This is a genomic window from Pseudomonas sp. AC463, assembly GCF_979253585.1.
This window is the reverse complement of the sequence record NZ_CEEDDZ010000573.1, coordinates 1-275: the sequence shown is the minus strand read 5'-3', so window position 1 is coordinate 275 and position 275 is coordinate 1. Positions and strand designations below refer to the sequence as shown.

General features: G+C 56.7%; 1 protein-coding gene. It reads left to right on the top strand.

Going from position 1 to position 275, the window contains the following annotated elements; all coding sequences use genetic code 11:
* Nucleotides 1-275: TonB-dependent receptor domain-containing protein (locus AC0IYH_RS31475; RefSeq protein WP_471838160.1), on the top strand; the 275-nt coding region annotated here is incomplete at both ends.

Below are 275 nucleotides of genomic sequence, written 5' to 3'. Positions count from 1 at the left end.
ATCACCACCAATACCTTGGGCGTGACCGCTCCAGTGGGCGAAGTAACAGTCCGTGGGTTTGAGCTTGAAGCTGTTGGCAACGTTACCGAGAACCTGAAGATCACCGCTGCCTACACTTACGCGAACAGCAAAATGACCAAGGTCGGCGACCCTGCCGACAAGAACCGTCCGCTGCCGTTGACTCCGGAAAACCAGGCATCGCTTTGGGCAGACTACACCTGGAACAACGGCTTCCTAGACGGCTTTGGAGCAGGCTTTGGCGTGCGCTATGTAGG